Source organism: Aeromonas sp. DNRA1, from assembly GCF_963888745.1.
GTDB lineage: Bacteria > Pseudomonadota > Gammaproteobacteria > Enterobacterales > Aeromonadaceae > Aeromonas > Aeromonas hydrophila.
This window is the reverse complement of sequence record NZ_CAWPKQ010000003.1, coordinates 656,353-676,626: the sequence shown is the minus strand read 5'-3', so window position 1 is coordinate 676,626 and position 20,274 is coordinate 656,353. Positions and strand designations below refer to the sequence as shown.

At 58.7% G+C, this 20,274-nt stretch carries 18 protein-coding genes and 1 pseudogene; 10 read left to right on the top strand and 9 right to left on the bottom strand.

Going from position 1 to position 20,274, the window contains the following annotated elements; all coding sequences use genetic code 11:
* Window positions 1-226: 226 nt before the first annotated feature.
* The 9 genes from AACQ43_RS13000 to AACQ43_RS12960 all read right to left on the bottom strand — a co-directional run bounded on the left by AACQ43_RS13000 (window position 227) and on the right by AACQ43_RS12960 (window position 5,476).
* Complete coding sequence (locus AACQ43_RS13000) at window positions 227-2,563, bottom strand: replication endonuclease (protein ID WP_168967541.1); 2,337 nt, start codon at window positions 2,561-2,563, stop codon at window positions 227-229.
* Window positions 2,560-2,817 carry a hypothetical protein gene (locus AACQ43_RS12995; protein WP_168967540.1) on the bottom strand — a complete coding sequence of 86 codons (258 nt, stop codon included), beginning with the start codon at window positions 2,815-2,817 and terminating at the stop codon, window positions 2,560-2,562. Before AACQ43_RS12995 ends, AACQ43_RS13000 begins: the two co-directional genes overlap by 4 nt.
* The gene (locus AACQ43_RS22220) at window positions 2,814-3,269 is read right to left on the bottom strand and encodes a hypothetical protein (RefSeq protein WP_445206790.1); all 456 of its coding nucleotides are present in this window, start codon (window positions 3,267-3,269) and stop codon (window positions 2,814-2,816) included. The genes AACQ43_RS12995 and AACQ43_RS22220 overlap by 4 nt, the downstream gene beginning before the upstream one ends.
* Before the next feature lie 184 nt (window positions 3,270-3,453).
* On the bottom strand, window positions 3,454-3,714 hold the full coding sequence (locus AACQ43_RS12985) for a helix-turn-helix domain-containing protein (RefSeq protein ID WP_168967539.1): 261 nt from the start codon (window positions 3,712-3,714) through the stop codon (window positions 3,454-3,456).
* A gap of 2 nt (window positions 3,715-3,716) precedes the next feature.
* Window positions 3,717-3,905: a hypothetical protein gene (locus AACQ43_RS12980; RefSeq protein WP_168967538.1), complete on the bottom strand. Its 189-nt coding sequence runs from the start codon at window positions 3,903-3,905 to the stop codon at window positions 3,717-3,719.
* Between the two features lie 66 nt (window positions 3,906-3,971).
* Entirely contained in the window at window positions 3,972-4,430 is a 459-nt protein-coding gene (locus AACQ43_RS12975) for a hypothetical protein (RefSeq protein ID WP_065402397.1), read from the bottom strand.
* 11 nt (window positions 4,431-4,441) lie between these two features.
* Window positions 4,442-4,951 carry a phage regulatory CII family protein gene (locus tag AACQ43_RS12970; protein ID WP_168967537.1) on the bottom strand — a complete coding sequence of 170 codons (510 nt, stop codon included), beginning with the start codon at window positions 4,949-4,951 and terminating at the stop codon, window positions 4,442-4,444.
* Between the two features lie 37 nt (window positions 4,952-4,988).
* Window positions 4,989-5,258 (bottom strand): DNA-binding protein, encoded by a 270-nt coding sequence (locus AACQ43_RS12965; RefSeq protein ID WP_103260159.1) that lies wholly within the window; start codon window positions 5,256-5,258, stop codon window positions 4,989-4,991.
* 20 nt (window positions 5,259-5,278) lie between these two features.
* Window positions 5,279-5,476 carry a Cro/CI family transcriptional regulator gene (locus AACQ43_RS12960; protein WP_168967536.1) on the bottom strand — a complete coding sequence of 66 codons (198 nt, stop codon included), beginning with the start codon at window positions 5,474-5,476 and terminating at the stop codon, window positions 5,279-5,281.
* Window positions 5,477-5,598: 122 nt separating this feature from the next.
* Here AACQ43_RS12960 and AACQ43_RS12955 point away from each other — a divergent pair, with 122 nt between their 5' ends.
* The 10 genes and pseudogenes from AACQ43_RS12955 to cobB form a co-directional block, all read left to right on the top strand.
* Window positions 5,599-6,282: a LexA family protein gene (locus tag AACQ43_RS12955; protein WP_168967535.1), complete on the top strand. Its 684-nt coding sequence runs from the start codon at window positions 5,599-5,601 to the stop codon at window positions 6,280-6,282.
* Window positions 6,283-6,336: 54 nt separating this feature from the next.
* The gene (locus AACQ43_RS12950) at window positions 6,337-8,304 is read left to right on the top strand and encodes an ATP-dependent nuclease (RefSeq protein ID WP_168967534.1); all 1,968 of its coding nucleotides are present in this window, start codon (window positions 6,337-6,339) and stop codon (window positions 8,302-8,304) included.
* Window positions 8,305-8,447: 143 nt separating this feature from the next.
* Window positions 8,448-9,434, top strand: coding sequence for a phage integrase (locus AACQ43_RS12945; protein WP_168967533.1), 987 nt, complete (start codon window positions 8,448-8,450; stop codon window positions 9,432-9,434).
* A gap of 406 nt (window positions 9,435-9,840) precedes the next feature.
* Window positions 9,841-10,824 (top strand): phenylalanine--tRNA ligase subunit alpha, encoded by a 984-nt coding sequence (gene pheS / locus AACQ43_RS12940; RefSeq protein WP_102988815.1) that lies wholly within the window; start codon window positions 9,841-9,843, stop codon window positions 10,822-10,824.
* Between the two features lie 12 nt (window positions 10,825-10,836).
* Complete coding sequence (gene pheT, locus AACQ43_RS12935) at window positions 10,837-13,224, top strand: phenylalanine--tRNA ligase subunit beta (RefSeq protein WP_168967532.1); 2,388 nt, start codon at window positions 10,837-10,839, stop codon at window positions 13,222-13,224.
* Window positions 13,225-13,227: 3 nt separating this feature from the next.
* Window positions 13,228-13,524 (top strand): integration host factor subunit alpha, encoded by a 297-nt coding sequence (gene ihfA, locus AACQ43_RS12930; protein WP_005300715.1) that lies wholly within the window; start codon window positions 13,228-13,230, stop codon window positions 13,522-13,524.
* Window positions 13,525-13,578: 54 nt separating this feature from the next.
* Complete coding sequence (locus AACQ43_RS12925; RefSeq protein WP_168967616.1) at window positions 13,579-17,538, top strand: ATP-binding protein; 3,960 nt, start codon at window positions 13,579-13,581, stop codon at window positions 17,536-17,538.
* A 1-nt stretch (window position 17,539) separates the two neighbouring features.
* Window positions 17,540-18,787, top strand: a complete 1,248-nt coding sequence (locus tag AACQ43_RS12920) for a response regulator (RefSeq protein WP_168967531.1) — start codon at window positions 17,540-17,542, stop codon at window positions 18,785-18,787.
* 3 nt (window positions 18,788-18,790) lie between these two features.
* Window positions 18,791-19,390 carry a GNAT family N-acetyltransferase gene (locus tag AACQ43_RS12915; protein ID WP_168967530.1) on the top strand — a complete coding sequence of 200 codons (600 nt, stop codon included), beginning with the start codon at window positions 18,791-18,793 and terminating at the stop codon, window positions 19,388-19,390.
* Between the two features lie 72 nt (window positions 19,391-19,462).
* A pseudogene (cobB, locus tag AACQ43_RS12910) lies at window positions 19,463-20,248 on the top strand (Sir2 family NAD+-dependent deacetylase); the annotation flags it as partial.
* Window positions 20,249-20,274 lie beyond the last annotated feature (26 nt).

Here is a 20,274-nt window from a genome sequence, read left to right as displayed (position 1 = left end):
AGCCGTTCTCCGGCCTGCAATAGGGTGGGGCAAGGGAGGTAGCCCCACCCGCTGCGGCTTGTAGGCCCGACGCATTATGGTGATAGCTATGCCTCTGTTCTGCGGCGTTTGTTGCAGCAGCCACTCAAGCATCAATTCAGGTTCCCAAGCCGGGGTGCCGTCAATCTGCGGTCCCATCCGGTAGATTTGGCACTCCAGCTCTTCGTATTGTGCTGCGCTCAACGGTTTATATGTATGGGATGTCGTGGGCAGCTCGCCTTGCAGGGCAGCCAGCTTGGCAAATAGGCCAGTCACACTCTACCTCGTTCATCAGTTCGTCAAAAAGATGGCCTTCTACTTCGAGCCGATCGGCACGGTCTATTTTATCCAGCACGCGCCAGAGTTCACACCGATATGGATTGGGCTGCGCTTCGATCCACTGCTGGCATGCCGCGAATCCGCAGGCGTTGAACAGCTCGTAACAATCCATCACCAGTGCTGGCCAACGTTCATCATCTGGATCGATGGTATCTGGTTCTGCCTGCGGATCCGATTCTGCTGCCAGCAACCAATCCGGTTCACTCGGTATCGTTCGGTGGCTCTGCAACTGCTTGTTCTCAAGCCAGAGGGTGAAACCGTCCGCTGTGACACTGGCACCAGCCCGCAAGCGGTCGATGGAGAAGGGCGATAACCCCCATTGCTCCCTCATGATCTGGTCTGCGAAGGCATCAGGTTCGGGCCGCGTACAGTTATTGTCAGAGCTCCAAGGAGCCGGGCTGTCGCCCGACTTAACCCCAACCCCCCAAGCCGAACCCTCGGCGGCCTTCGTGGCCTCGAAGGTACCGGCAGGAACTACTTCCCACCCGGTCAAACGGGTGCGTACACCCAGGCGGGCTGTGTGCAGGCCCATCAGGCGCTTAATGTCTTCGCCGTAAGCGTTGGCCTGCTCCTCAATGAGGTGGGCCAACTTGATGGGATGTTCTGCCCGGGTTGCCAGGGCGCCGCCCATAGCCTGCAGATAGCAGCGGAAGATGCCGTTATCCGCGGCAAAGCGGGCGGCCTCAAAGCGTGGGTCTTGCAACACAGGTTTAGGTGGGCCCATCAGATCGCCGTGCTTCTTAGCGTTGCTGATGCGGCGCAGTTCGCGCCAGACCCCGACAGGGGCGCCGCCGATCTGCTGAAAGGTGCGGATCCCCCACCAACTGGCCCAGGCGCATGCATGCTGGGCCCCTTGATCAGCCGGGGTGTCAGACTCCTGATCACCATCTACATGCTCACCGTCGATGTTCTTGGCGATATAGGCGGCGATGTAGCCGGTGGCATCGCCTTTGGCCGGGTCTATCTCTTTCCAGTCAAAGCGGGGAGTGATGTCGGTGAAGGGCGGGAGCCCCTGGATCTCGCGCACCAGCTCCTGATGATCATCGGTGAGGGCATAGCGTTGCAGGGTGCTGATCACCCGCCATTTGTTGGCAGGGCGCATAAACAGCAGCATGTGCCAGTGCGGGGTACCGTCGTGATGTGGTTCGCATACCCGAAAGCCGTAGACGGGGGTATCTGCCCGCTTGAGAGCGGCCCTAGTCAGGCTCCATAGCTTGGCCAGATATGCGCAGGTTTCCCGCGGCGTTGCCCCTTCATAGCGTTTGTTCTCTACGGTCTTGCCGCCGTGTTTTTGTGTCCAGGCATGAAAGCGGGAAGGGGCCGTCCAGGTGAAGAAGACCCCCACATGCCCTTGTTCTTCGGCGTAATCCTCAAAGCCGCGCATCCGCACCATCATCTCGTTGCGGCGGTTGACCGGGTTGGCGTTGCTGGCCTCCCAGCAATCCTTCATCGAGATCACCAGGTCATGCTGTTCGTTCATCACCTCCGACTCGGCCAGCCAGCGCATCATGGCCCGCTTGCGCTCGCGCACCACCTTCATGGTGGCGTTCGACACATACGCCGACACCCCTTTGCGCACCTTGCCGAGCACAATGTTGATGTGCTCCTGCAGGCGATCCCAGGTGCGGTTGATGCGCTTTTCCCACCACTTGGCAGAGAGCAGGCGCACCATCACGCTCAGGATCCAGTTATCACGCACCTCCTCGGTTTTGAATTCGGGCAATTCCCCAATAAAGCCCCACTGGTCAGCAGGCTGGCGGATGGATTCCCATGTCAGCAGCAGATCCGGTTCATCGCCAGCCTTAATACCCTGCTCGATGTTGTGCCAGATAGCGGCAGTCTGGTTGGCAAACTGATGTGCCACCCGCTTGCGGCTCTCTTCATCGCGCAGGGCCTGCGGGTCCACTGGCAGGGCCTGGATAAGGCCGCGCACCAGCTTGGTCCGCTCACGAAGCCAGATGTTGCCATTACGGGCATGGCGGGTGCTGCCATCTTTGCGGCGCCGCACGTATTGCTTGAACAGGGTCTGGCTGAGCTGGGGGGAGAGGCCATCGAGAACTTGCACGGCCCACGCCAGATCAGATTGACCGGGTACGCCAACGAAAGCGGCGTCAAGATTGACGCCGGGCAGAGCATTTGAAAGGGTATCGATACGCTGCCGCAGTGTCCTTTTCGACAGCGGCAGCCGGGTGGTTGTTCGACTCATTGGATGGCGATACCAGATAACAAGGTGATGCGTGATTGGCAGCCCTGGATGCGCTGCTGCGCATGGGCTTTCATGCGGCGAGCGGCCGCACACTGGCGCAGCAGCAGCGTGATACTGGCTCGGGGGCGGGCAGGTAGCCGGCGCGCATTGGCCAGTTCACGTTGATAAAGACGCAGCCTCGCTGCGTCTTCCCGATAGGTCTCTTGCCAGCGGTGCATCAGGTTGGCCAGTTCCTGCTGCAGATGATGGGTCACTGGATCACCTCACCTTGTCCGTGCAGCGGGGCGCACTCGCGCCACCACTCGCCAATCTCCCGGGCCAGGGCGGTTTCACCCTGACCCAGTGCCAGCCAATAGACGGATCGCACGGCCCCGAGTGCCAGCAGCTCCCGGGCGATGTCTCTATCCCCCCGGGCTTCACCACCGGCGGCGATAAACTCGGCGCGGGCTGCCAGCCAGTGAGTGACCAGCGGGCCATGAGTTGGGACCATGGCTGGCCCCTCTTCGTCATTGTCCTCACTGCTATCGTCATCCAGAAGGGCGGCCGGATTGCAGGTGGCGACCAGTTGGAGCTGGATGTATTGCTGGCCGGAATAAATCCCGCCCAGGGCGATGCGGTTATCTTCGGCGTTGGCTGCGAACATGTCGGCCAGCAGCCCCTCGACGAGCTTGGGGGCCTGACGAGCAATCTTGATTGCGTCGCTCATGGGCAGGTCCTCCGGTTCAAGGTTACAAAGAGCTGGTGCCAGCCCTGGCTGGTTTTGCCCTGGGCACGCAGGTTGCGCCCTTCCGGTCCGCGCAAACGCACACGGGTTAATCTGGCTAGGTTAAGGGGCAGCTCTGCCGCCCGGGCCAGTGCCTCCTGTTCCGATATGGGATGAAAGATCCGGTTCATGACTGCACCTCCGGCGTGGCGATGCCAGTCAGCAGCCAGTCGCAGTGGTATTTCAGGTCCGGGTGATTGGCGATCAGCAGGAACAGGCCGCCGCCGATCTCGCGGTATCCCAGCTCGTAGTTCTTGAGCGTGGTAGCTGGAATGCCGAGCTGATCGGCAAACTTGGGGCGGCTCAGCTTCAATTGTTCCCGCAACTGGCGCAGGCGCTTGGCGGCATGGTGATTGAGCAGGTTGATTTGGGTCGGTTGTGCATTCATGGTCAGGCTCCTTGTTGAGTGGTGCAGGGGTTGATGCGGCTGAACAGAGAAGCCCAAGCCAGTGCGGTGGTGCGTTCCATAAGCGCAATCCCGTCAGGGTGTTGACTAAGACGGGCGCCATAGCGGCCCGTCAGCTTGCGTTGTTGGATGCGAAGGTTGCGCAGTGCGCAGGGGATCGCTAAAGTTGCCATGTCGACTTCCTCATACGTTGTTGATAGAGGCCCGCTTGGAGTTGCAGCTCCGTAATGCGGGCTTTTTTATTGCCCAATTGGTCGTGGGCCCTGCCCGGTCATCTGGCTTGCTGCCAGCACCGCGCGTTTCATGCGCAGCTTTGCTGCTCTCTCTTTCTTCTCCCTCTCGATATCCCTGATAGATCTGGTGACCGGTGCCGGGTGCCATACCTTGGTGTCACAGCCGCCGCGAAATTCGCTTTGGTACTCCAGTGCAATCACGGCAAGGCGGATCGCTTCACGCTGCGCATGCGGCAATGCCGACAGCGTGGCGCTCATCAGTTCGCCCCGAGGCTGGCGAGCGATGGCACAGATGGCCGCTTTCTTGGCCTGGCCCAGTGCCAGCCAGTCGGTGTCGAGGCTAGAGCGCTTCTTGCCGAACATCTCACGCAGCAACATGCAGCCGGCGGTGTTCATGGCCACCTGTTCTTCTGGCGTCAGGCCAGCCAAATTGCGTTGTTGATGGTCAATGCGTTGGGTTTGCATGGGTTCCCCCCTTACATGGTCATGGTTTGCATCAGGATGTCTGACGCACAGGCCAGGGCGGGCACCGCCTGAAAGCGTGCCTCGATGTCGTGGATCAAGATGGCGAGTGACCCCATGGCCGAGGTGGCCACGCTCACCAGGGTGTTGCGCTCCGAACGGGTGATCCGGCCGCGGTCGGTCAGCTCCAGGGCTCGCTGGCCAATGCTGGCGATCTTGGCGTTCAGGTCGATGGCCTGATGAGGCAGGGAAGGGGCCCGTTCTGCCTGGGGGATGGCAACGGCCGTCAAGCCACAGCCAAACAAGGCGCCATCGAATAGGGTTTCATCGCCCTCACTCGCCTGGGTGATGGCAATCAGCTCGGCCACCGTTAGCTCGTGGGGCTGATCGGGGTTTAACTTGTTGCGCAGGAGCTGCGGGTTCATGCCAGCCCGCTGGGCGATCTCGGCCATGTTGTGACTGGCCGCAAAGCGTTGGCAGGCACTGATCCAGTGCGGATGTTTGCTGGCGTATTCGGTAAACATGCGAGCGTCTCCTTGACCCGTTATGGTGTTTGCAGGTTCACGCGAGCGTCATAGTGACGTAGCGCTCGGCCTGATAACGGGCCTGCAGGAACAGGGCGTAGAGGTTGACCTCGCGAGGAGCGCCCGGGCCGTCTTGCAAGATGGGCAACTGGCCGCGATCGGCGCGCTTTTTAACGGCCCCAATCGTCAAGCCCTGGCGTTTGGCGTACTCCTCCAGGCTTTCGCTGACGCGATTGCCAAAGGGGTAATCAAGCGGCAACTGGCTCACATCGCTAGGGATACGGATGGGTTTGATTCGAGTAACCATGGTGAATCCTTCTCAGGGGTTCAAACACAGGGGGTTGGTTCTTGCAGGGCGCTGCGAGCGCCTGCTTTCAATTTGCCGCCGGTCAGCACCTCGATCTGGTAGGCACGGCCTTGGGGAACATGGTCACGCCATTGAGAAATGGCTTGTGGCTTACAGCCCAGCGCTTGGGCCAATTTTGCAGCCCCACCAAAGTGGTCAATTGCATCTTGTTTCTTCATTTCCATCACCTTGTAAGGTTTACTTTCGAAAGCAAATGTAAAGCTAGGTGAATCATGATTGCAAGGAAAAACTTACAAAAAAGACAAGAAATCCTACGAAAGCAACTTGTAAGATTGCTTACATGAAAATAAATGAACGCATCAAACAGACACGGAAGAGACTCGGATATAGCCAAGAAATTCTCGGCTCACGAGTTGGTGTATCACGCGTTTCCATCAGCCAATGGGAACGGGGAGAGAACACGCCTAATGGTCGCTATCTCAATGAGTTAGCGGCTGCGTTGGGGGTCACTGTTGACTGGCTCTTGACGGGGGAGGGGGATGCTGCTGCGTCATCAGGAGAGCAGCAAGTCGCCGGATATAACAACGTCGAACCGGCCGTGATCCCACAAGGTACGCGCGTGCCTGTGCTGAGCTATGTTCAGGCCGGCCACTGGCACGAGATGTGTGAACAGGCCACAGCCTTCGATGGCAACGTTGAGTATGTGACGGCGGGGGTGGAAGTTGGCCCTTGTGGTTTCGGCCTCTGGTTGCGTGGCAAGTCGATGGAACCCTTCTTCAAGGAAGGCGACCTCATCATCGTTGACCCTGACGAAGCGCCCCAACCAGGGGATTTCGTCGTGGCCAAGAACGGGAGCGAAGAGGCCACCTTCAAGAAGTACCGGCCTCGCGGCATCGACGAGAGCGGACAGGAAGTGTTTGAGCTGGTCCCCCTCAATGACGATTTCCCCACCATGCACTCCGACCGGCAGCACATCCAGATCATCGGAGTTATGGTAGAGCACAGGTCGTATAGAAAACGATAAATATAAACGTCGGTTATTTCAACATCACTAAAGAGATAAACTCGGGATTGATAAATGATTGTAGGTTTATTTGTTCGACATTATAAAATATATGACAACTTAAACTTTATTAGTTTTGTTAAAGATGGGCCGTATAATCTTAACATTTTTATCGGACCAAACGGTGCGGGTAAGTCTTCTATACTTGAAGCTCTCGATTGTGCATTTAACTTTCGAGAATGGAATGTCACTGTTGGTCAAAAGAAGCAAGAAGCAAATATCTGTCCCGTTTTTTTAATACCCAAGGATTCGGTCGAAAAGATAAATGGCTTCGATTTGATATCTAATTTCTTTTGGGATACAGATTTTAACGCTTTTTCACAATCTGAAACGACAAGAAAATTCCAAAGCTTTAGAGATGATTTAAAAAACAAAGTCAAAGTCGAGGACTACTATCTTATTGCTGTTGGCATTAATTATAAAAGGGATGTTCTATATACATCGACATTCCATGGGAAAATGTTCAACACAATAAAAAACAAGAAGGTCTCACGTGAAGACTTGATTGCCGTAAAAAATAAAATATACTCTCGATATTCGTATATATATATTCCTTCTGAGGCAAACCTATCAGAGGTTTTAAGTGTTGAAACTCGAGAGTTTCAAGCTCTTATAGATAAAAATGTTATAGATGAAATAATATCACAACTTGATGAGAAAAACATTCAAAGTGATGATGGCAAGTCCGTTAGTATAATCACGATAATAAATAAACGCCTTGATGCATATATTGAAGACATAAATAAACGAGTTAGTGCAGGGTATTCATTCTCCGTAAAAGGAGCTAGAAAAAAAACAATAAAAGCTAGGGATGTAGTCGATACGATTCTCGAAGAATATTTTAATATTAGGCCTTTAATAAAAGATGGGAAGCAAGTTAAAGAGTTAAGTTCTGGTGAACAACGACTAGCGTTAATGGATGTGATTGCATCACTTCTGCAGACTCATAAGCAAAAAGACAAAGAAGTAATACTTGCAATTGATGAGCCCGAAAATTCACTTCATCCAGGAGTTTGTTTTTCTCAATTTAAAAGGCTCTTTCAGTTGACTACTGAGTTTGGACGGCAAGTGTTTATTACAACTCATTGGTATGGGCTTCTACTTACACCTGTGAATGGGGTCTTGCATTATGTCAACAAACAAATGGATGGTAAGGATGGTTCACCAGATATCAAGGCTTTCAATCTAAAGAACCTGCATGAATCTAGACGAGCATTTCCCGAGTCTATTGAAATGAGAAGTTTCACAGACTTAGTTTCTTCAATGTGCTCAATCCTAATGCACACAAACCAAAATTGGTTATTGTGTGAAGGGAGTGAGGATGCTAAATACCTTGAGGCTTACTTAAAAAATAAAGTGTCAAATTTATATGTTCTTCCAATTAATGGTTGTGGAAATGCCATCAAGTTGTTTAAGTATCTAAGAGTTCCCTTTGAAGATGACACGGACAATGAGCTCATCAAAGGGCGTGTTATGTTTCTTGTGGATACTGATGCCGCACAACCAATGCCTGACTTGTCATTTAGCACAAAAATGACCAGTGGGAAGCTTGATATTAAAAGGTTGAGCCTCTGGAAGAATCAAAAACTTAATAAATATGAGGTTAAGTTACTGCCTGTCGGTAAAGGACCTGTACACAACACAGTAATTGAGGATGTTTTAAATTCAGAGGTTTTTTTGGTCGCGTTGAATAAGCTTTTTACTAAGCCAGAATGCCATGAACTTCATGAGTTTAAAAATTTGTTTGAATTGAGTTTGAAGTGTGATTATGTAGCTCTTACTGGTGGTTTGATATCTTTAAAGACAAAAAAACCGAGAGATTATGAGATGAAGGAGCGCTTAGCCTCAATATTATACGATGAAAAATATAAGCACCTTCTCGCTACTGAATATGTATCATCACTCAATAAGATGATTGTAGGTGACCCGAAATTTGGAAACTTGGAATGGACAAATTCAATAGTGAGGTTTTTTAATGACTAGAGAGTAGTTGTTGCTCTTGTGGCTATGCTCCAGATTTCTCGACAGGAGATGGCTTATTGATACGAGAGCTTATCGGTTAAGATAACTACCTTGGTAACTGTTGGGTAAGTGTCTGCACGGGTTCGTGTTTTTTGGAGAGGACGATGAGCATCAAGTCCACGCCCGAGGGATACTTGGTCGATATCCGCCCACAGGGGAGGGAAGGCAAGCGGATCCGCAAGCGCTTCAAGACCAAGTCCGAGGCCCAGCAATTTGAGCGTTGGGTGATCGCCACCGAGCATAACAAAGAGTGGGTGGACCGCCCGGCAGACAACCGGCCGCTCTCCGAGCTTATCGAGCTCTGGTGGCGCTACCATGGCCAGACCCTGAAAGCCGGGGAGGCGGTACGCAAGAAACTCAACAATATCGATGCTGCGTTGCGCCACCCATTGGCGAGACAGGTGACCCGTGCGCTGTTCTCCGAGTATCGGGCGCAGCGATTGCAGGCTGGCCGCCAACCCAAGACGGTGAACCGCGAGCAGGAGATGCTGGGCGGAGTGTTCTCGGTGCTCATTGATCTTGGCCACTACCATCATGAGCATCCGCTCAAAGAGATGAAGAAGGTCAAGCTGGTCGAGCGGTCGATGGGCTACCTGACCCAAGACGAGATCGGCGACGTGCTGGCCGGGCTATCGGGGGACAACCTGAAGGTGGTCAAACTCTGCCTGGCCACGGGAGCGCGTTGGAGTGAAGCGGCCAATCTGCGCCGCGAGGAGGTGCTGGCCAGCCGGGTGACCTACATCAACACCAAGAATGGCAAGAACCGCACCGTGCCGATCTCGGCTGAACTGTGTCAAGAGATAACGAATGGGGTGAACCGTGGCCCGCTGTTCCGTGACCTTGACTATATGTTGGTGCGTGATGTGATCAAGTCAGTGGCGCCGGATCTGCCAGCAGGACAGGCGGTACATGTGTTTCGGCACACTTTTGCATCACATTTCATGATGTCCGGGGGTAACATCCTCGCGCTGCAAAAAATTTTAGGCCATCACAACATTCAGCAGACGATGACCTATGCCCACTTCGCACCGGACTACCTGAGCGATGCTGTTCGCTTCAACCCGCTGGAAAATCAGCTACCTGCCGGATGACCAAGTGTCCACGAATTGCCCCAAACAGGGTCGTCACTGGGCTTTTGATGTATCCTCTAGTCACTCGCAACTCATTGATATTTATCTATGTTGTTGTTTTTATTAGACATCAAAAGGGGGCTCAGGCCTCCTTTTTTGTTGTCTGTCATTTACCGTCTGCAGACGGTGATGACTCGACCATCATGATTGCCATACATATGGCTCCATATGCCATCAAACACAAATTGTGTAGCCAATCACGAAGAAGAAGCCGGCCCGGCTCTAAGCCCTACTTGATAACAAAATGATTTCTAGGGAGAAAAGGGCACCTTAACTATGGTCAGTGAAGGGGCTTTTTTTGTATTATTCCCCTCTTGACCTTATTTAGCCTAAAGGCTCCTGTACCGGGAGTGGTGACGAGGAAGACATGCAACAGCTTGAAGAAGTAGTCGGCCAAGCCAGGGCCGAAATTGAGGGCGTAAGCGACATCGCCGCCCTTGACGAAATCCGGGTCAAATATCTGGGTAAAAAGGGCTTTTTTACCGAGCAGATGAAGGGCCTGGGCGCCCTGTCCGCTGAAGAGCGTCCCGCCGCGGGCGCCGTGATCAACCAGGCCAAACAGCAGGTTCAGGATGCCCTGAACGCGCGTCGTGAAGCCCTCGAAGTCGCCGTGCTCAACCAGAAGCTGGCCGCCGAGACCATCGACGTCAGCCTGCCGGGCCGCCGCATCGAGAATGGCGGTCTGCACCCGGTGACCCGCACCATCGAGCGCATCGAGCGCCTGTTTGGCGAGATGGGCTTCAAGGTTGCCCGTGGCCCCGAGATTGAAGATGGCTTCCACAACTTCGATGCGCTGAACATCCCGGCTCACCACCCGGCGCGTACCGATCATGATACCTTCTACTTCAATCCTGATTTGATGCTGCGTACCCACACCTCCGGTGTGCAGATCCGCACCATGGAACACCAGCAGCCGCCGATCCGCATCATCGCGCCGGGCCGCGTCTATCGTAACGACTACGACATGACCCACACCCCGATGTTCCACCAGGTCGAAGGCCTGCTGGTCGACGAGCATGCCAGCTTCACCGAGCTGAAAGGGATCCTGCACGATTTCCTGCGCAACTACTTCGAGGAAGATCTGACCATTCGCTTCCGTCCTTCCTACTTCCCGTTCACCGAGCCCAGCGCCGAAGTGGACGTGATGGGCAAGAACGGCAAGTGGCTGGAAGTGCTGGGCTGCGGCATGGTGCACCCGAACGTGCTGCGTTCGGTCGGCATCGATCCGGAAAAATACTCCGGCTTTGCCTTCGGCATGGGCGTTGAGCGCCTGACCATGCTGCGTTACGGGGTCAACGACCTGCGTGCCTTCTTCGAAAACGACCTGCGCTTCCTCAAGCAGTTCAAGTAAGGGCGAGAGAACATGAAATTCAGTAAATCCTGGGTGATGGAGTGGGTCCGCACCGAGTTGAGTGACAATGCACTGGCCGAGCAGATCACCATGGCCGGTCTGGAAGTGGACGCCGTGGAAGCGGTGGCCGGCCAGTTCAACAATGTGGTGGTGGGTGAAGTGGTCGAGTGCGCCCAGCACCCGGACGCCGACAAGCTGCGGGTGACCAAGGTCAACGTGGGCGAGGCCGAGCTGCTGGACATCGTCTGCGGTGCGCCGAACTGCCGTCAGGGCCTCAAAGTGTGCGTGGCCAAGGTCGGGGCGACCCTGCCGGGTGATTTCACCATCAAGAAGGCCAAGCTGCGCGGCCAGCCGTCCCACGGCATGCTCTGCTCCTTCAGCGAGCTGGGCATCGACGTCGAAGCCGATGGCATCATCGAGCTGCCGCTGGATGCCCCCATCGGGACCGATATCCGTGAATACCTCGCGCTCAACGACGTCAGCATCGACGTGGATCTGACCCCGAACCGTGCCGACTGCCTCGGCATCGCGGGTCTGGCCCGTGAAATCGGCGTGCTCAACAGCGTGGACGTGGTCGAGCCGACCTGGGCGCCAGCTGTTGCCACCATCGACGCTACCTTCCCGATCCGGGTTGAAGCGCCGGCAGATTGCCCCCGTTATCTGGGCCGTGTCATCAAGGGGCTGAACCTGCACGCCCAGAGCCCGCTCTGGATGCAGGAGAAGCTGCGCCGTGGCGGCATTCGTTCCATCGACGCCATCGTCGACATCACCAACTACCTGCTGCTGGAATACGGTCAGCCGATGCACGCCTTCGATCTGGCGACGCTTGAAGGGGAACTGGTAGTGCGTCGCGCCAAGGCCGACGAGCCCATGACCCTGCTTGACGGCAACGAGGTGAAGCTCAAAGAGACCACGCTCGTGATTGCCGATGCCAAAGGCCCTGCCTGCATGGCCGGCATCTTCGGCGGTGATCGCACCGGTGTCTCCGAGACCACCACCGACATCCTGCTGGAGTGCGCCTTCTTCGCGCCGCTCTCCATCACCGGCCGTGCCCGTGCCTACGGTCTGCACACCGACTCCTCCCACCGCTTCGAGCGCGGGGTGGATCCGCAGCTGCAGGCCAAGGTGATGGATCGTGCCACCCGTCTGCTGCTGGACATCTGCGGCGGTGAAGCGGGCCCGGTTATCGAGGTCAAATCCGATGCCCATCTGCCCAAGGCTGCCCCCATCAAGCTGCGTCGCACCAAGCTCGACAAGGTGATCGGCATCAGCGTGGCCGATGCTCAGGTGGTCGAGATCCTGACTCGCCTTGGCATGCAGGTAACCGTGGATACTGACGGCTGGACCGCGCTGGCACCCTCCTGGCGTTTCGACATCGCCATCGAGGAAGACCTCATCGAAGAAGTGGCCCGCATCTACGGCTACAACAACATCCCGAACCTCAAACCCGCCGCCTCTCTGGCGATGGTGGAGCAGGCAGAAGGGCAGGTGACCTTGAAACGCGTGCGCGACCTGCTGGTTGATCGCGGCTTCCAGGAAGCGATCACCTACAGCTTCGTCGATCCCAAGGCTCAGCAGACTCTGTTCCCGCAGAGCGATGCCATCGTGCTGCCGAACCCGATCTCGGTCGAGATGTCCGCCATGCGCGTCTCTCTGTTCCCGGGTCTGGTGCAGGCGGTGGTCTACAACCAGAACCGTCAGCAGCCGCGGGTGCGCCTGTTCGAGCAGGGCCTGCGCTTCATCAAGGATGAAAATGCCGAGAACGGCATTCGTCAGGAGCCCATGCTGGCCGGCATCATCACCGGCAACCAGAGCGACGAGCACTGGGACATCAAGAGCCGCGCTGCCGACTTCTTTGATTTGAAAGGGGATCTGGAAGCGGTGCTGGATCTGACCGCCGAAGGGGCTACCTTCACCTTCGAGCGTGCCGAGCACAGCGCCCTGCATCCGGGCCAGAGCGCGGCCATCCTGCGCAATGGCGTGGTCATCGGCCACATCGGCGTGATCCATCCGAGCCTCGAGAAGAAGCTGGGTCTGAAGAGCCGCGCCGTCATGTTCGAACTGGAGCTGGACAAGCTGACCCCGGCCAAGGTGCCGGTTGCTGCCGAGGTTTCCAAGTTCCCTGCCAACCGTCGTGACATCGCCGTGGTGGTTGATCGTCAAGTCCTGGCCGGTGATGTCCTCGCAGTAATTAAAAAAGTTGGCGGAAATCAGGTAGTTGGAATAAACTTGTTTGACGTATACCAGGGTGCTGGCATGGCAGAGGACAAGAAGAGCCTGGCCATCAGTCTTGTTCTGCAAGACACCCAGCGCACCCTGGAGGAGAAAGAGATTGCCGAGACCGTAGACAATGTCGTGCGGGCCCTTGGTGAAGAGTTGAATGCATCCTTGAGGGATTGATCTATGGCGCTTACCAAAGCCGACATTGCAGAGCACCTGTTCACCCAGCTCGGGATGAGCAAGCGTGAAGCCAAAGATATGGTGGAAGCCTTCTTTGAAGAGATCAGACAAGCGCTTGAGCGTGGTGAACAAGTCAAGATTTCAGGCTTCGGTAACTTTGATCTTCGTGAGAAGAACCAGCGTCCTGGACGTAACCCGAAAACCGGCGAAGATATTCCTATCAGCGCCCGGCGGGTGGTCACCTTCCGCCCTGGTCAGAAGCTCAAGGCCAGGGTCGAAAATGTTGAGCCCAACGAGTGACAAAAAGCCAGGCAGCCGCCTGGCTTTTATTTTTTCATGAGAAAAACCAGCCTATTGCTAGGTCTGCTGCTGGCCGCGCCACTGCAGGCGATGGATCTCCCCCTCTCCACGGCGGCCAAGGCGTATGCCGATGCCATCAAGTCGCTGACCATCTGCTATCCGGCGCTGATCCGGCCGCCTTATCTCGAGGAATCGGGAGGCTTACTGATTGATCAGATGGAGAGGTTGGCAGAGCAGCTTCCTTTTCCGCTCCTGCACGAGAAGCTGCCCAACTGGTCAGCGGTGCAGCGTGGTTTGCAGGAGGGGCGCTGCGATCTCATTCCCAATGTCGGCCCTTCGTTGCAGGCCCTGCCGGGCATGGCACTGAGCCGCGCCATGCTGGAGGCCGAATCCGCCATCCTCTATCGCGGTGATCTGGAGCGGGCGACCTTCCTGGTGTCTCCCATCTGGCAGGCAAACGAGGTACTGCATGCCCTCTATCCCCATTCAACCCAGCAGCCCCTGACCGAGGCGGACAACTGGTACGCGGCGCTGGCGGCGGGCAAGGGGACCGCCTATCTCGGTGACTACCTGCAACTGCGCTACCTGATGCGCGAATACCCGGATCAGGGTCTGCGGCTGCGTCGGCTGCGCAGCGATGAACTGGTGGTGAGCTACCGGCTGATGATGCGTGACCAGCCGGAACTGCGCGAGCTCATCGATACCGCCATCCGTTATCTGCCGCCCGGCGCCCTTTACAAGGACCTGGATCGCTATCTGGCGCAAGGGGAGCAGGACATCAACCCGCTTCACTTCACCGACAAGGAGCAAGCCTGGCTGGTTGGCACCTCCCGTGCCATCAAGCTGGTCGTCAACCCGGATTTCATGCCCTACAGCGGTCTCGACGAGCAGGGGGAGCTCAAGGGGTGGAGCGCCGACGTACTGCGGCAGGTGAGCCAGCAGACCGGCCTCAACTTCCACGTGATCCCAACCGCCAGCAAGGAAGAGGCGCTGGCGAAGCTGCGCAGCGGTGAGGCAGACATGATGGCCGGTCTGCTGGAAACGCCGGCGCTGACTGATGCCTTCGACTTCACCCGCATCATGGCGCTCAATCGCTATGCCCTGGTCAGTCGCAAGGCGAAGTTGTTCGACACGCTGGCGGCGGTGAAGGGAGACATAGTGGTGCCCGCCACCCTCTATGACGAAGGGATGTTGGCCCGGCTGGATGGCGAACATCATTGGCGCAAAAGTGACACCCTGGCGCAGGGGCTTGCGGCGGTGCAAAGCGGCGAGGCTGACGCCATGCTGGCCGAGCTCTACCAGCTGCAATACCCGCTTCGCAACAACCAGCTGGATGGACTGGATATCAGGGAGCTACCTCAACGCTTCGGGCTGGGGTTTGCCATCAGCCATCACAGCCCGCGACTCAGCGGGGTGATGGAGCAGAGCCTGATGGCCTTCACCAGCAGGCAGAATGACGATCTCAATCAGCGTTGGCGCCGGCTGGTGCTGACCCAGCAAGCCGGGGTCAGCTACGGGATCTGGCTGGGGTCGGTGTCGCTGGCGCTGTTGATCAGTGCTGGCGTTATCTGGCTGATCTGGCGCTCCCGCCAGCAGCTGGCCAGAGAGGTGAGCCAGCGTCAGGAGATGGAGCAGACCCTGGCGCTGGAGAGCCAGTTCAGGGAGTCCCTGTTCCAGGCGCTGCCGGTGCCGGTGTTTCTGCGGGACAACCAGGGCGAGATCATCAAGCGCAACAAGCAGGCCAAACGACTTGAGGCTCGCTATCTGGCCGAGCTGCACCTGCCAGAGGCCCAGTTGCAGGGGGGCGAGGGGGAGATGGCCCTGGGCGATCAGGTCTACTCCTATGCCCAGATCCCGCTTCAGCTTGGCAAGCAGTCGCCGGCGGGGGATCTCATCGCGCTCTCCAACATCAGCGCCCTGCGTGAGCGCACCCGCTTGTTGCGCCAGGCCGAGCGCCGCCTGCGGGCATTGACCAATACGGTGCCCGGGGTGGTGATCCAGTTCCTGCTGCAGCGAGAAGGCATCGCCCAGGTAGAGTTCATCAGTCGTGGCAGCTACGAGCTGCTGGGGCTGGCCAGCCAGCAGATCCGTCGCAATCCCGGTCAGGCGCTGGGCCGGCTGGATCAACATGACAGGCGCAAGATGCAGATCCCCATGCTGGAGATGCTGCAGGCCGGTCAGCCTTTTTCCTATGCGCTGCGCTATGAACACCCGGGCAAGGGCACCCGCTGGCTGCAGTTCTATGGCCGGGGGCGCAGCCAGTCCGAGTTAGGGTGGCGGGTGTACGGGGTGGTGCAGGATGTCACAACCCGGGTCGAGCAGGAGCAGGCGCTGCAGGCCTCCCATGAGCGGGCCGAGCAGGCGGTGCTGGCCAAGGGGCGTTTCCTCGCGGCGGTGAGCCACGAAATTCGTACCCCCATGAACGCCATTCTGGGGCTGCTGGAGTGGCTCAGCCACACCTCCCTCAATGCCGAGCAGCGCTCGGCACTGGCCCATGTCCGCCAGGCGGGGGACGAACTGCTGGGGCTGCTCAACGACGTGCTCGATTTCAGTCGCAATGAGAACCGGCAGCTGGCGCTCTCGCCCCAGCCCACCGACCTGGTGGATTTGTGCGAGCACGTGGCGGCCGTGCACTGGTCCAAGGCCCGCTCCAAGCGCCTGCAACTGCGGCTGGATCTCGATCATCGACTGCCCGCCCAGGTGGAGCTGGATCCCCACCGGGTGCAGCAGGTGCTGCACAACTTGCTGGCTAATGCCATCAAGTTCAGCTCCCGTGGCGAGGTGGTGCTGTGGGCCCGCCGCGCTGGCTCCCAGTTGTTGTGCGGAGTGGATGATGAGGGGCCCGGTATCAGTGCCGAGCTGCTGCCGCGTCTGTTCCTGCCCTTTGAGCAGGGCGGGGAGGCGGGTCAGCCGCGGGCCCAGGGCACCGGGCTCGGACTTGCCATCTGTCGCCAGCTGATGGAGCAGATGGGGGGCGAGATCCGGGTCGAACCGCGGCCGACCGGCGGCAGCCGCTTCCTCTGTGCGCTGCCACTGGTGTTGCTGCAGGAGATGCCGCGCTGGCGGCCAAGGGTGGCCAGCGTGCATGTGCAACTCAGCGAGGCGGAGCGGGACTATCTGCTGCCTTGGCTGGGTGAGCTGGATTTGCAGAACGATCCGGCCGGCCCGGTATTGAGTGTCCGGCTGGATGAGCAGGGGCTGCGCTACTGGGACTGGCAGGGGGAACCCTGGGTGCCTGGCTCGGTGGTGAGTCTGATGCAGCCAAGGCTGGTGCCCTCTAGCCAGGGCATGATCACGCTGCCGGGGCAGGGGATGCGGGTGCTGCTGGTCGAAGATCACGAGGTGAACCGGGTGTTGATCAGCATGCAGCTGACCCAGCTGGGGGCCCGTGTGATCAGCGCCGCCAACGGCCAGCTGGCGCTCGATATCCTGCAGCATGAGACGGTCGATCTGGTGTTGACCGACCTGCAGATGCCGGTGATGGACGGGGCCGAGCTTTGCCGTCAGCTGCGTGACTCGCCGCGCTGGCAGCATCTGCCCACCTACGTCATCACCGCCGATCTCAGCGAGCAGGCGGCGGCGCAGCTGGCCAGCTGTGGTTGTCGCGGTCATCTGGACAAGCCGCTGCTGCTCAAAGATTTGGCCAATCTGCTGCGCAGCCTGGGCGAGCCCGACCAGGCACCCGCACCTGAGCCACCGGCTCAAAGCGATCTGCCGGCCGAAGGGGAGGTCTGGGCAGCGCGGGAGGTGTCGCTGCTGGCGCCGGAGCTTATCCCGCTCTATCTGGACGCGACCGGGCAGGATCTGGCAGACATTGAGCGCTGCGTCACACAAGGGGACGAGATGGCGCTTGAAGCCGCTTTACACAAGATGAAGGGGGCCGCCAAAATGGTGGGGGCCACCCCGCTTGTTCAGGTGATCGAGCAGTGGAAACAGGATCCACGGCAACCCCTGCTACCCCCGCTGCGGCAAGCTCTGGATGAGGTGTGCCGGCGACTACGTGAGAGGCTCTGACATGATCATCACAGATGAAGAGTTACTGGCGTTGCTGAACTCGGAAGAGACGGACGAGCGCCTGTTCCACCCCGTGACCATCTATGCCCTAGATGGGGTCGCCTATCGGACGGCAAAGGACGTCACGCTGCCCGAGTTCGCCACCTTGCGCCGCACCCGCCCCGATGCCTGCTGGCAGTGGGAAGGGCTGTTTGCCGCCGGCGCCATCGCCCTGTTCGATCCCGACTCCCATGTGGGAGCTGACTATCTGCCACAGCTGACGGCGCAGGCCGAGGGTGTCTATCGCCTCACCGACGACTGGCTGGCGGGAGTCAATGGCCGCTACCTGGCGTGGCAGGAGTGGCTGGCCCAGACCCAGGTGCTGCTGCTGGAGGATCACCCGTTTCAGGGGGCCCACATCCAGCAGGAGATCAAGGGGCTGGGAGTGCCTTGCCAGTGGGTGCAGGATGGCAACGCCTGCATCAAGGCGCTGGCCGGCGACGAGGTCAAGCTGCTGGTGAGCGATCTCAGTCTGGTGGAGCAGGATGCCATCAGCCTGCTGATGAGCCAGCCCCAATACCAGCACAGTGGCTTGCCCATCGTGCTGCTCTCCGCCCACGATCAGACTCTGATCGACGGAGCCCGCCGCCTGCTGCACGACGCCGGTTTCAACGTGCTGGCCGCCCTGGCCAAGCCGCTGCAGGCCGACGATCTGCTGCGGCTGCTCAAGACGCTCTATCTGGGGCCGCAGCGCCAACGCCGGTTGAGTGGCCTGCGCCGCACCATCCGCACCTGGCAGGGGGAAGAGAAAGGGCTGCTCGGGCTCTTGTCCGATCCTCCGTCGCCTTTGCCCATCTGGCTGGCAGTGACCGGCTTGCCGCCACGCTGGGAGCGGGTGCGCGAATGGCTGGTCCAGCAGGGCAGGGAGCCCGGCGAGCTCACCCTGCTCATCCACCGGCGTGACCACCTGCTGAGCCAGGCGGAGCGTTTTGCCCTGGTGCTGCAGGCCAGTTTGGCGGGGGCCAAGCTGGCACTGCTGCTGGACAACGATCAACACATCCCGTTCGACTTGCTGGAGCGGATGCCGCTGCAACACCTGCTGCTGGGACAGAGTCTGCTGCCCGAGCTGGAAGCCATGACCCCGGACTCCCTGCTGGGGCGCTTCATCAACCGGGCCAGGGAGCTCGGGATCGCCCTCTATCTGGACGATCCCTTCAACCTGCTGGACAGCAATCTGTGGCGCGATCAGGGCGTGGCGGGGCGCTGGTAGACGGTGGCCCGCTACCTCTGCTGGCCACCGGACGAGGCCCGGCTGCGACGCGCCCTGGCCGGCTGGCTGCATCCTCATTCGCGGGCAGCCCTGCCGCTGATGATGGAGGTGGGGGGCATTCCCTGCCGCTTGCAGGAGCTGGCGGGAGCCGATCCCGAGCGGATCAGGGCCGCCTATGGCGAGCTCAGCGAACAGAGTGTCTATCTGCGTTTCATGCGCGCCAAGCAGATCCCGAGTGACGAGCAGCTCGCCTTCTTCCTCGATTACCCCAAGGAGCAGCAGATCGGGCTGCTGCTGACCGATGGTCAGGGGCGACCGCTGGCCCAGGCCCAGTCCATCCGGCGGCGGCTGCACCCGGATCGGGCCGAGTTCTCCTGCATCGTCGCCGATCACTTCCAGCAGCGGGGCGCAGGGCGACGCATCCTGCTGGCGCTGGCCTTGCTGGCGCGCGCTGAAGGCATTCGCGAGTGGACGGCTGAGGTGCTGCCCCAGAATCGCCCCATGCTGGCGCTGCTGCGCGGGCTGGGCTTGCCGCTCACCCTGGTGACGGGGCGGGAGCTGGTGTTCGTGCGACTCGATCTGAGCGTGCTCGACACCCTGTAACCGCGTCATAAGACCAAGGGCGAATAGGCCGGTTTTTCACCCTGTGCTAAGGTCAGCCAGAGAGGTTGTCAGAGGGAGTCAGTCATGGTGCAGTCAGCGAAACACATCGTCATTCTTACCGGTGCCGGGATCTCGGCAGAGTCGGGCATCAAGACCTTTCGCGCCTGTGACGGTCTGTGGGAAGAGCACAGGGTCGAAGACGTGGCGACGCCGGAGGGCTACGCACGGGATCCTGCCCTGGTGCAGGGTTTTTACAACTCCCGCCGCCACCAGCTGCAGCAACCCCACATCCACCCCAATCCGGCCCACTATGCGCTGGCCCGGCTCGAGCGCCTGCTGCCGGGCTGCGTCACCCTGGTGACCCAGAACATCGACAACCTGCACGAGAGCGCCGGCAGCAAGAACCTCATTCACATGCACGGGGAGCTGCTCAAGGCGCGTTGCCCGGGCTCGGGCCAGGTGATCGAATGGCGCGGCGATCTGCAGCAGGAGGAGCTGTGCACCTGCTGCCAGTTTCCCCAGCCGCTGCGCCCGCACGTGGTCTGGTTCGGCGAGATGCCGCTCGGGCTGGATCGCATCTACAGCGCGCTGGCCCAGTGCGATCTGTTCATCTCCATCGGCACCTCGGGCGCCGTCTATCCGGCGGCCGGTTTCGTGCACGAGGCGGGATTGAACGGTGCCCACACCATCGAGCTCAACCTCGAACCGAGCGAAGTGGGCGGCCAGTTTGACGAGAAGCGCTACGGCCCAGCCTCGTTGCTGGTGCCGGCCTATGTGGATGAGCTGCTGCAAAGTTGCGGCGTCCACCAGCCGGCGCAGATCGAGGGCCACAACTGGATGGAGATGCGCGGTCCCTGAGCTATTGTGCGACTGGACAGTTGCAA